Source organism: Streptomyces sp. NPDC004658, from assembly GCF_040609555.1.
GTDB lineage: Bacteria > Actinomycetota > Actinomycetes > Streptomycetales > Streptomycetaceae > Streptomyces.
Genome location: NZ_JBEXKG010000078.1, coordinates 24,916 through 36,053 on the forward strand (window position 1 = coordinate 24,916; position 11,138 = coordinate 36,053).

Annotated in this window: 9 protein-coding genes; 4 read left to right on the forward strand and 5 right to left on the reverse strand. The window is 72.5% G+C overall.

Annotated features, from left to right (window positions below; translation table 11 throughout):
* Positions 1 to 148 precede the first annotated feature (148 nt).
* Positions 149 to 1,294 carry a CapA family protein gene (locus tag ABZV94_RS24550; protein WP_356343677.1) on the forward strand — a complete coding sequence of 382 codons (1,146 nt, stop codon included), beginning with the start codon at positions 149 to 151 and terminating at the stop codon, positions 1,292 to 1,294.
* Here the strand turns inward: ABZV94_RS24550 and ABZV94_RS24555 are convergent, their stop codons facing one another.
* Together ABZV94_RS24555 and ABZV94_RS24560 are read right to left on the reverse strand one after the other, a co-directional pair.
* Positions 1,295 to 2,716 (reverse strand): amino acid permease, encoded by a 1,422-nt coding sequence (locus tag ABZV94_RS24555; protein ID WP_356343679.1) that lies wholly within the window; start codon positions 2,714 to 2,716, stop codon positions 1,295 to 1,297. It abuts the gene before it with no gap.
* Positions 2,717 to 3,186: 470 nt separating this feature from the next.
* On the reverse strand, positions 3,187 to 3,666 hold the full coding sequence (locus tag ABZV94_RS24560) for a universal stress protein (RefSeq protein WP_356343682.1): 480 nt from the start codon (positions 3,664 to 3,666) through the stop codon (positions 3,187 to 3,189).
* A gap of 99 nt (positions 3,667 to 3,765) precedes the next feature.
* Between ABZV94_RS24560 and lysX the strand changes: the two genes are divergently transcribed.
* Together lysX and ABZV94_RS24570 are read left to right on the forward strand one after the other, a co-directional pair.
* The gene (gene lysX / locus ABZV94_RS24565) at positions 3,766 to 7,044 is read left to right on the forward strand and encodes a bifunctional lysylphosphatidylglycerol synthetase/lysine--tRNA ligase LysX (protein WP_356343684.1); all 3,279 of its coding nucleotides are present in this window, start codon (positions 3,766 to 3,768) and stop codon (positions 7,042 to 7,044) included.
* A gap of 95 nt (positions 7,045 to 7,139) precedes the next feature.
* Entirely contained in the window at positions 7,140 to 7,976 is an 837-nt protein-coding gene (locus tag ABZV94_RS24570; protein WP_356343686.1) for a polysaccharide deacetylase family protein, read from the forward strand.
* A gap of 48 nt (positions 7,977 to 8,024) precedes the next feature.
* Here the strand turns inward: ABZV94_RS24570 and ABZV94_RS24575 are convergent, their stop codons facing one another.
* Positions 8,025 to 8,696, reverse strand: coding sequence for a class F sortase (locus ABZV94_RS24575; RefSeq protein ID WP_356343688.1), 672 nt, complete (start codon positions 8,694 to 8,696; stop codon positions 8,025 to 8,027).
* A gap of 332 nt (positions 8,697 to 9,028) precedes the next feature.
* On the opposite strand from ABZV94_RS24575, the gene ABZV94_RS24580 reads away from it, so the two are divergent.
* Positions 9,029 to 9,934: a hypothetical protein gene (locus tag ABZV94_RS24580; protein ID WP_356343690.1), complete on the forward strand. Its 906-nt coding sequence runs from the start codon at positions 9,029 to 9,031 to the stop codon at positions 9,932 to 9,934.
* Between the two features lie 161 nt (positions 9,935 to 10,095).
* Here the strand turns inward: ABZV94_RS24580 and ABZV94_RS24585 are convergent, their stop codons facing one another.
* Together ABZV94_RS24585 and ABZV94_RS24590 are read right to left on the reverse strand one after the other, a co-directional pair.
* Complete coding sequence (locus ABZV94_RS24585; protein WP_356343693.1) at positions 10,096 to 10,860, reverse strand: hypothetical protein; 765 nt, start codon at positions 10,858 to 10,860, stop codon at positions 10,096 to 10,098.
* 33 nt (positions 10,861 to 10,893) lie between these two features.
* The coding region (locus ABZV94_RS24590; RefSeq protein WP_356343695.1) for a hypothetical protein at positions 10,894 to 11,138 on the reverse strand (245 nt) is incomplete at its 5' end.

Sequence of the window (11,138 nt, forward strand, 5' to 3'; positions counted from 1 at the left end):
AGCGGTACGCCGGGACCCGGGCGAGCGGTACGTCAGGGCCCCGGACGGGCTAAGGACGGCTGTCGGGCTGTTTATCCGACTCTTCAGATTCATACCCATATGCCCGTCACGGCTTCGTCTGTATATACGACAATCCTGGGGTGAGTTGATGATCGGACGCAGACAGCAGGTGGCCCTGGCCCTGACCGCCGTCCTCGCGGCCGGAGCCGCCTGCCAGAACCAGCACCGGGAGTCCGGCACCGAGGGACACGCCGCGCCCGCAGCGGACGGCTTCACCCTCGTCGCCTCCGGAGACGTGCTGCCGCACACCTCCGTCATCGAGCGGGCCTCCTTCGACGCCGGCGGCAACGGCCACGACTTCCGCCCGATGCTCGCCGGCGTCAAACCGGTCGTCGTCGGCGCCGATCTGGCGCTGTGTCACATGGAGACCGTCTACGGCGCCGACGGCGACTACACCGGCTACCCCGACTTCAAGTCCCCGCCGCAGATCGCCGAGGCCCTCGCCGCCACCGGCTACGACGGCTGCTCCACCGCCTCCAACCACGCCCTCGACGACGGCGCCACCGGCATCAGGCGCACCCTCGACGCCATGGACCAGGCCGGGCTCCGGCACGCCGGGACCGCCCGCACCGAGGCCGAGGCCCGCTCGGTCACGATGCTGCGGGCGGGCTCGGCCAGGGTCGCCCACCTGTCGTACACCTTCGGCACCAACGGCAACGCGCTGCCGCCCGGACAGCCCTGGGCGGTGAACATGATCGACGCCGACCGGATGATCGCGGATGCCCGCGCGGCCCGCCGGGCCGGCGCCGACGTGGTCGTGCTCTCCGTGCACTGGGGCACCGAATGGCAGGACGAGCCGGACCGGCAGCAGCTCACCCTCGCCCAGCGGCTCACCGCCTCGGCCACCGCGGGCCGCCCGGACATCGACCTGATCCTCGGCACCCACGCCCACGTCCCGCAGGCGTACGAGAAGGTCAACGGCACCTGGGTGATCTACGGGATGGGCGACCAGATCGCCGGCGAGATGTACAACGGCGAGGGCGCCCAGGACCCGCGCGGCAACGAGTCCACCCTCGGCCGCTTCACCTTCGCCCCGCCCGCCCGGCCGGGAGAGCCCTGGCGGGTCACCAAGGCCGAGTTCGTCCCGCAGCTGTACGACCTCGACGCCGGCCGGGTCGTCGACCTCGGCAAGGCCATCGCGGAGGGCGCCGAACTGGAGGGGGTGCGCGACCGGATCAGGGACGTGGTGCTGAGCCGGGGCGCCGGGCAGGACGGCCTGGTCATGGCGGAGTGACTACGGGGCCGGCCGCTCCGCCAGCACCGAGCGGCGGTAGGAGTAGCCGAAGTAGATCCCGCAGCCGATCGCGAACCACACCGCGAACCGCACCCACGTCTGCCACTGCAGGAACGTGATCAGCCAGATCGAGAAGAGGGCACCCAGCCCGGGCACGACCGGCATCCCCGGCGCCCGGAAGGTGCGCGGCAGCTCCGGCTGCCGGTAGCGCAGCACGATCACCGCCGTGCACACCACCACGAACGCCAGCAGGATGCCGATGTTGGTCAGCTCGGCCGCCTCGCCGATCGGCACGAACCCGGCGATGACGGCCGAGGCCAGCCCGACGATCCAGGTCACCCGGGTCGGCACGTGCCGCGTCGGGTGGGTCTTCGCGAACCACCGGGGCAGCAGCCCGTCCCGGGACATCGAGAACCACACCCGGGTCACGCCCAGCATGAACGTGAACATCACCGTGAGGATGCCGATGATCGCACCGACCGCGATCACGTCCGCCAGCGCGTTCAGCCCCACGGACTTGAACGCCGTGGAGAAGCCGCTCTCCTTGTCGATGTCCTTGTAGTTCTGCATGCCCGTCAGCACCAGACAGGCCGCCACGTACAGCACCATGGAGATCACCAGCGAGTAGATGATCGCCTTCGGCATGTGCCGCTGGGCGTCCTTCGACTCCTCGGCCGCCGTCGACATCGCGTCGTAGCCGAACACCGCGAAGAACACCGTCGCCGCGCCGGTGAACGCCCCGCTGACGCCGAACGGGAAGAACGGGTGGTAGTTGCGCGTGTCGATGTGGAAGACGCCGACCCCGATCACCAGCAGCACCACCAGCACCTTCAGCGCGACCACGAACGTCTCGAAGCGGGCCGCGCTGCGGATGCCCTGGTTCAGCAGCCAGGCGATCAGCAGACAGAGCAGGGCCGCGAACAGGTCGACCCGGTGCCCGGCCCCGGTGCCGGGCGCCCCCAGCATCCACTGCGGCAGGTCGGCGCCCATCTGCTCCACCAGGAAGCTGAAGTAGCCGGAGATCCCGATGGCCACCACGGCCACGATCGCGGTGTACTCCAGCAGCAGGTCCCAGCCGATGAACCAGCCCGCGAACTCGCCGAGCACCGCGTAACCGTACGTGTAGGCCGACCCCGCCTTCGGGATCATCCCGGCGAACTCGGCGTACGACAGCGCCGCGCACGCGCTCGCGACACCGGCGATCAGGAACGACACCAGCACCGCGGGCCCGGCCGTACCGTTCGCCACCGTGCCCGCCAGTGTGAAGATGCCCGCGCCGATGATGCCGCCCACACCGATCGCGGTCAGCTGCCAGAGCCCCAGCGACTTGTCCAGCCGGGTGCCCTCGCCGACCTCCGTCTCCTCGATGTGCTCGATGGGTTTGCGGCGGAGAATCCCCTCACCCGCGCGGAGCCTGTCCATGGGCCTCACCTCTTCGCCGACGGCAAACGGCTGACGGCGGATCATGATGGCTCAGTCAGGAGCCCCAGGGAAGACGCCACGCACGGCCCGGGGGCGTCCCGGTCCGACCGGTGGGACGGGCGCGCGGCGGCGAGTCCGGGGGCGATCCGGCGAGCGGTGGGCCCGGGTCTGCCCGCCGCCGAGGACGACGCATCAGGGCACCCGGCGAACGGCCGGTGGTGATCGCCGGGGCGCGCCGACCGGCTCGGCTCCCGGCCGCCGGGGCGCGCCGACCTGCTCGGCTCCCGGCCGCCGGCCCGGCGTCCCGACCTGCTCGGCTCCCGACCGCCGGGGCGCGCCCACCGGTTCGGCTCCCGCCCACCTGCTCGGCTCCCGCCCACCAGCTCGGCTCCCGCCCACCGGCCCGGCGCCCCGCCGGTGCCCGCGCTGTGCGCCCGCCGCGCCCTTCGGCGGCCGGTGGGACGCGTTCCCTACGGCACGACCGTGACCGGCCAGCGGCCCGTCTTCACCAGGCGGACCGCCACCGACCCGATGATCCGGTGGCCGGCCTGTTCCGAGGCGCCCACCACCACCGCGTCCGCCTTCAGCTCGTCCGCCGCCTTCACCAGCCCGTTGTAGGGGTCGCCGCGGAAGGTGTGGAACTCCCAGCGCACCTCGAACGTCCCCTTGAGCCGCTCGGCCGCGTCCCGGATCTGCGTGACCAGGTCCTCGGCGATCTCATCGGTGGTCTCCGCCACCGGCACCCCGAGCGCAGCCCCGGCCGCGAGCACCGGCTGGACGTACACCACCGCCAGCAGCGCGCGCTGGCGCCGGGCCAGACCCGCCGCGTACGCGGCGGCCCGCATCGAGGAGTCGGAGCCGTCCACGCCGACCACGATGACCTTCGGCCCGTCCGTGCCCCGTTCGAACCGGTCCGATGGCGAGTGCTGCTCGTGATGCTGTTCCGTCACGGCCGAGAGGCTATCGGAATCGACCGTTCCTGGTGAACGCCGGTTCACGAGAGACTGTTCGACGGGCGAGGCACGGCGGCCCTTCCTAGAGTCGGAACCATGACCGCCACCGCGGAGCCCGCCGCACGGAGGGCCGCCACGGCGCCGACACGCCCGCCCGCCGGCGGACGCCTCGGCTGGGTCCCGGAGGCCTTCGCGACCCTCTTCGCCGCCCTCGGCCTGCTGTGCGCCCTGCTCGCGATCATCACCCCGCTGCGCCGGCCGCTCCGCCCGCTCGTGCGCACCCTCGACCTGCTCCTGGTCCCCGTCAGCGACAACCTCGCCTACGCCGTGTTCCTGTTCCTTCTTGCGGGCGCCACCGCCGCCCGCAAGAAGGTCGCCTGGTGGCTGGTCGTCGTCTGTCTCGGCCTGCTCGTCCTCACCGACGCGCTCGGCACCGCCGTCGGCCTGTACGCCGAGTCGCTGCCGTCCCTCGTGCTGTGCGCGCTGCTGCTGCTCCTGCTCGTGTTCGCGCGCGGGCAGTTCTACGCCGTCTCCCGCCGCGGCGCCCTGTGGCGGGCCCTCGCCGTGCTGCTCGCCGGGCTCGCCGCGGCGATCCTGCTCGGCTGGGGCCTGCTGCTGCTCTTCCCCGGCACGCTCCCGGCCGGCCAGCACCTGGCCTGGGCCGCCGCCCGGGTGTGCGGCGGACTGGTCCCGGCCGGCGCCTTCGACGGCCGCCCACCGCGCCCGGTGACCTTCGTGCTCGGCCTCCTCGGCGCCCTCGCCCTGCTCAACGCGGCCGCCACGCTGTTCCGTTCGCAGCGCCTGGAAGCCGCCCTGCACGGCGACGAGGAGGCCCGCATCCGCGCCCTGCTGGCGGCCTACGGCGACCGGGGCTCCCTCGGCTACTTCGCCACCCGGCGCGACAAGGCCGTCGTCTTCTCGCCCAGCGGCAAGGCGGCCGTCACCTACCGCGTCGAGGCCGGGGTGTGCCTGGCCTCCGGGGACCCCGTCGGCGACCCGGAGGCCTGGCCGCACGCCATCGACGCCTGGCTGGACCTGGCTCGCCGGCACGCCTGGGCGCCCGCCGTCATGGGCGCCTCCGAGGCCGGCGCCCGCGCCTGTGCCCGCGCCGGCCTGGGCGCCCTCCAGCTCGGCGACGAGGCGATCCTGCACGTTCCGGGGTTCGATCTGACCGGCCGCGAGATGCGCGTCACCCGGCAGGCCGTGCACCGGATCCGCCGTACCGGAGCCGTCTGCCGCATCCGCCGCCACGGGCACCTCACCGAACACGAGATGGAGGAGATCGTCCGCAAGGCCGACGCCTGGCGCGACACCGAGACCGAGCGGGGCTTCTCCATGGCCCTGGACCGGCTCGGCGACCCCGCAGACGGCGACTGCCTGCTCGTGGAGGCCCTCGGCGACGACGGCCGGCTGCTCGCGCTGCTCTCCTTCGTGCCCTGGGGACGCGACGGCGTCTCCCTGGACCTGATGCGCCGTGACCGGGCCGCCCCCAACGGGGTCATGGAGTTCATGGTCGCCGAACTGTGCGCCGCCGCGCCGAAACTGGGCGTGCGCCGCGTCTCCCTGAACTTCGCCGTCTTCCGGTCCGTCTTCGAGGAGGGCGCCCGCATCGGCGCCGGGCCGGTCCTGCGGCTGTGGCGCGGGCTGCTGCTGTTCCTCTCCCGCTGGTGGCAGCTGGAGGCCCTGTACCGCTCCAACGCCAAGTACCGCCCGCAGTGGTACCCGCGCTTCATCTGCTACGGCGACACCGCCTCCCTCGCCCGGATCGGCCTCGCCTCCGCCATCGCCGAAGGCTTCGTCTCCGTCCCTTCGCTGCGCAAACTCTGGGGAAAAGGGCACCCGAGGAGTGGACGGCGGCCCGCCACCACGGCGGGCCCGCCGCCCGCGCCGGTGTCCGGCCTCGCCGGAGGGGACGGGGCCGGGCCCGCCGCCCCCCGCGCGGGCCCGCCCGACCAGGTCCGGGTCCGGTACCGCACCCTCGACCGGCTGCGCGCCACCGGCACCGACCCCTACCCCGTGGGCGTCCCCGCCCCCACCCACGCCCTCGCCGATGTCACCCCCGGCGCGGACGTCACCGTGTCCGGCCGCGTCATGCTGGTCCGCGACCTGGGCGGCATCGTCTTCGCCGTGCTGCGCGACTGGTCCGGCGACCACCAGATCGCCCTCACCCGCGACGGCTCCGGCCCGGCACTCGACCGCTTCACCCGCGACACGGACATCGGCGACCACATCACCATCACCGGCCGCGCCGCCCCCAGCGACAAGGGTGAACCCACCGTCTTCGCCACCTCCTGGCAGCTCACCGGCAAGTGCCTGCACCCCCTGCCCGACAAGCGGCGCGGCCTCACCGACCCCGAGGCCAAGGTCCGCCGCCGCCACCTGGACCTGATCACCAGCCCCGACGCCCGCGCCGTCCTGCGCACCCGCTCCGCCGCCGTCCAGGCCCTGCGCCAGGGGTTGCTGGACCGCGGCTACCTGGAGGTCGAGACCTTGGTGCTCCAGCAGGTCCACGGCGGCGTCGGCGCCCGCCCCTTCACCACCCGCATCCACGCCTACGACCTCGACCTGTACCTGCGCATCGCCCCCGAGCTGTACCTGAAGCGGCTGTGCGTCGGCGGCCTGGAGAAGGTCTTCGAACTGGGCCGCACCTTCCGCAACGAGGGGGTCTCCTACAAGCACAACCCCGAGTTCACGATGCTGGAGGCCTATCAGGCGCACGCCGACTACGACGTCATGCTCGACCTCGCCCGCGAACTGATCCAGGGCGCCGCCACCGCCGCCTTCGGTTCCCCGGTCGCCCGCAGGGACGGCACGGAGCACGACATCTCCGGGACCTGGCCCGTCAAGACCGTGCACGAGGCGCTCTCCGAGACGCTCGGGGAGGAGATCGGTCCCGGCACCGAACTGCTGCGGCTGCACCGGCTGTGCGACCGCACCGGGGTGCCGTACACCGCCGACGACGGGCCCGGTGACGTCGTACTGGAGATGTACGAGCGGCTGGTCGAGCACCGGACCGGCGCACCCACCTTCTACAAGGACTTCCCGGTGGACGTCTCCCCGCTGACCCGGCGGCACCGCGCCGACCCGCGGCTCGCCGAACGCTGGGACCTGGTGGCCTTCAGTACCGAACTGGGCACCGCCTACTCCGAGCTGACCGACCCCGTCGAGCAGCGCCGCCGGCTCACCGAGCAGTCGCTGCGGGCGGCCGCCGGCGACCCGGAGGCCATGGAACTGGACGACGACTTCCTCCAGGCCCTCGCCTACGGCATGCCCCCGACCGGTGGTCTCGGTCTCGGCGTCGACCGGGTCGTCATGTTCCTCACCGGTCTGACGATCCGTGAGACGCTGCCGTTCCCGCTCGTGCGCCGCCGCTGAGACACCTGGCGCCCACTGCGCTGTCCGGGTGTATTACCGCCGCCGCACCGGTGCCGTTGGGGTGCGCCGGAGCCCGGTGGGGCGACTGATGGGTCATGCAGAAGGATCAGTTGTTCACGCGGCGCCGGATGCTCCTCGCCGGTGCCGCCGCCCTGGGAGCCGCGGGCACCGCCGGAGCCGTCCTCGCGCAGAGCGGCGAGGAGCCCGCCCGGACCGCCGCCGCCCCCGTCGCCGGCCCCCAGGCCCGCCAGGCGCTCAAGCCCTCCGCCTTCCGGCTCCAGCCGCTCACCGGGGACGGACCCCCGCGCGCCGCGCCCCGCAGGCTGAAGGTGCGCAAGGAACCCATCCTGCGGGTCTCCGGAAGCGGTCGGCACATGGTGCTGACCTTCGACGACGGCCCCAACCCGGCGTACACCCCGCACATCCTGGACACCCTCGCCAAGTACGACGTACGGGCGATGTTCTTCGTCTGCGGCGAGTGCGTCGTGCAGAACCGGGAACTGCTGGCCCGGATGGCCGACGAGGGCCATGTCGTCGGCAACCACACCTGGACGCACCCGCTGCTCACCGAGCTGAACCGCCGTGAGATCCGCTCCGAGATGGAGAGCACCAGCGACGCCATCGAGGACGCCTACGGCGAGCGCCCGCAGTGGTTCCGCGCTCCCTACGGCGCCTGGAACCGCGCCGCGTTCCAGCTGGGCGCGGAGATGGGCATGGAGCCGATGGCCTGGACCGTGGACACCACCGACTGGATGGAGCCCGGCACCGGCACCATCATCGACCGGGTGGAGAGCGGCGCCGCCCCCGGTGTCGTGGTGCTCTCCCACGACGCCGGGGGCGACCGCTCGCAGACCGTCCGCGCGATCCGCGAGTGGCTGCCCTATCTGATCGACTCCGGATACCGCCTCACCGTGCCCCGCCGGCGGGTGTGACGCCTTCCGGCCTGGGTGTTCCTCGTTCGCCCGCCGGGCCGCGGTGGTTCAGACGACCGCGGCCAGGCGGGCGAAGACCACGACGTTCCCGTCGTAGCCGTTCTGCTTCGAGAAGCCGCCGCCGCAGGTGATGACCCGGAGTTCCGGCGCTCCCTTCGAGCCGTACACCCGGTCGCCCGGGAAGTTGTTCTTCTCGAAGACCTCGACCCCGTAGATCTCGAACACGGCGGTCTTTCCGTCCTGGCGCAGGACCTCGACCTGGTCTCCCTTCTTCAGCGCCCCGAGGCCGTAGAACACGGCGGGGCCCTGCTTGTTGTCGACGTGTCCGACGATGACCGCGGTGCCCTTCTCCCCCGGGGAGACGGCGCCGGTGAACCAGCCGGCCAGGCCCGGGTTCTCCGGCGGCGGCGCCGCGACCCAGCCGTCCGCGTCCAGCCCGACCTGCACGACGGGCGCGTCCACCCGGATCGCCGGGATCCGGACCCGCTGCACCGGGGCGAACGGCAGCGAGGCGGGCGCCGGTGCGAAGGTGCCCAGGGTGGCGTGGGTGTCCGGGGCCGCCGCGGTGGCGGGCTGCGGCGGGCCGACGTCGAACTCCCCCGAGCCATTGCGAATGAGCGCCAGGCCGGTCAGCAGAACAAGCGCTATCACCCCCCACGGGGCGCGCTTCCTCCGCCGCTCCTCCTCTTCGGCAAGCTGGGCCAGCTTGGACGCAGACATTCGTCACCCCTCTCGACGCGGGCCTCGCCACGTCCCTCGCGCATGGGAAAACGCTAAGTCCCGCGCACGGGGCGGGCGACGGGTCGATCGGCGAACGGGTGGCCCGGCGCCCGGCCGGTGCGCCATCCGAGTTGCCGTTTCCAGGGAATTTCTGACGGTCCGTGACCTGCGGCAATATCGGATTGTGTGGTTGTCCGTCGGCGTGTCGGCTCACCAGGACGGACCATTCTCGACATGCGGGCGTGTTCTGCGCGTCCGAGGGTCTACCCGGGAGGTGTTTTCTCGCCGATGCACCGGGGACGGGACCCGGGGCGCCTCCCGCGGAGGATCACATGCGCAACCAACGCGCCCTGGCGGCGGCGTGCACCGCGGTCGCCGTGCTCGGGCTCGCCGCCCCTGACGCCGTAGCGGACGGCATGGGCAACGGGGGCGGACCGAGCAGCACCGACAACAACAACGCCACGGTCATCGTGCCCGGTACCGGCAACATCGGCACCTTCAGCGGGAACGGCGTCCTCCCCGGCAACGGCGTCTTCCCCGGCAACGGGAACATCAACGGCAACGGTCATTTCAACGGCAACGGCAACGGGAACTTCAACGGCAACGGGAACTTCAACGGCAACGGCAACGGCCGCGGGAACGGGAACTTCAACGGCAACGGCCGCGAAGGGAACGGCCGCGGGGGCGAGGGCAACAACGGCCGCGGGGGCGAGGGCAACAACGGCCGCGGCGGTGAGGGCAACGGCCGGGGGAACGGGGGCTTCGGCAACGGACGTGGAGACGACTTCGGCCGCGGGAACGGGTTGGGCGGAGAGGGCTTCGGGGGCCATGGCGACGACTTCGGCAACTCGCGCGACATCTTCGTCACGCCCGACATCGTGTCGGCCGGGGGACGCCTCACCGTCATCGTGAACGGCTGCCGGGGCGGCACGGCGAGTTCCGACGCCTTCGGCACCATCGAACTGGAGCGGTACCACGACGACACCGCGCGGGGCGTCGCCATCGTCGACCGGGACGCCGGCCGCGGCCGGTACGACGTCACCGTCCGCTGCGACGGCCGCACTCTGACCCGTCGCGGGGCCTTCAGCGTCGTCGGCGGCGTCAACGGCGGCTTCGGCGGAAGCAGGACCAGCGGCGCGACGCCCACCGACATGGCCATCGGCGGCGGCCTGGTGGGCGCGGCCGTGCTCGGCAGTGGTGCCTTCTGGCTGCGCCGCCGGCACGAGAAGCGCGCCTGAGCCCCCGGTGCGCCGTCGAGGCCACCGGAACCGTCCCCGCCCCCTGAGCACACGCACGTCGGCAGGCCTTCGCCCCGGTTCCTCGCGGAAGCGGGGGCGAAGGCCTGCCGTGACTGCCGTGCGGCCCGGCGGCGGACGCCGCTGACGGCGGGGCGGCCGGGTTACCCGGTGATGCCCGGGAACAGGCTCTGGAACGGCTCGGCGGTCACCGCGATGCCGCGGCTGTACGGCGCGTCGAAGTCCCAGATGAGGAACAGCATGAAGGCGATGGTGGCCGAGAACAGCCCGGCCAGGACCAGTTCGCGCCCGGTGCGCCGGATCTGGAGCGCGAACACCATGCCGATGGTGATCAGCGCGCCGGTGAACAGCCCCCACCACACGACCGAAGGCATGGTGGCCCCGGTGGAGTCGGCGCGCGCGTTGCGCGCCTGGTCGGCGGTGGCCATCTGGTCCAGCAGCGGCTGGTAGGCCTGCGCCTCGAAGTCGTTCTTCGGCTGGTAGTCGGTGACGGCTTCGCGGACGTTGTGCAGCAGTTCGGTGCCGCGTTCCGTGACCCGTTCGTCGTCCGCCATCGCCCGCCACTCGGTGTGGACGACGTACCCGACGTAGGCGTCGATGTCCGCGCGGATCCCGTCCCGGACGTCCGGCGGGTAGACCCGGACCCGCTCCGAGATCTCGTGCAGCGCCTGGGCCTCGGTCTGCACGTGGTCCTGGGCGCTGTTGCGCGCCTCCCACACACCCGCGATGGCCAGGCCCAGGACGATGGCGTAGATGACGCCGATCCACATGGTCATGTACTCGATGACGTCCGGGGTCTCGCTGGGATCCTCGTCCTCGGCGGCAGTCCGGTGCCGTAGCAGCGTGATGACGACCACCACGGCACAGGCCCCCAGCATCGCGAGGACGAGAACAAGCCAATCCGACAACTGATGCCTCCAGGGAGTGAGGGTGCCGGCCCGTCAGCGCGGGCGCAGCGCCGCCACGGCGACGATCGCGGGGACGGTGATGAGCAGCACGTAGGTGACGGGCGAGGTGTGACCGCGCGTGGGGCGGCTGATGGCGTGGGGGTGGTACGCCGGGTAGCTCACCGGGGTCACGGAGGGCCGTGGGGTGGGCTTGGGCGGCGGCTGGCCGAGCACGGGCAGCGGCAGTTCGTGGATGCGGTCGAGTTCCCAGACGCGGTGCCAGAGCCATTCGCGCCGGA

What these genes read in the sequence shown, in the direction of transcription:
- ABZV94_RS24550 (WP_356343677.1), top strand. Translation starts at nt 149, where the DNA reads ATGATCGGACGCAGACAGCAGGTGGCCCTGGCCCTGACCGCCGTCCTC.
- ABZV94_RS24555 (WP_356343679.1), bottom strand. Translation starts at nt 2,716, where the DNA reads ATGGACAGGCTCCGCGCGGGTGAGGGGATTCTCCGCCGCAAACCCATC.
- lysX (WP_356343684.1), top strand. Translation starts at nt 3,766, where the DNA reads ATGACCGCCACCGCGGAGCCCGCCGCACGGAGGGCCGCCACGGCGCCG.
- ABZV94_RS24570 (WP_356343686.1), top strand. Translation starts at nt 7,140, where the DNA reads ATGCAGAAGGATCAGTTGTTCACGCGGCGCCGGATGCTCCTCGCCGGT.
- ABZV94_RS24575 (WP_356343688.1), bottom strand. Translation starts at nt 8,696, where the DNA reads ATGTCTGCGTCCAAGCTGGCCCAGCTTGCCGAAGAGGAGGAGCGGCGG.
- ABZV94_RS24580 (WP_356343690.1), top strand. Translation starts at nt 9,029, where the DNA reads ATGCGCAACCAACGCGCCCTGGCGGCGGCGTGCACCGCGGTCGCCGTG.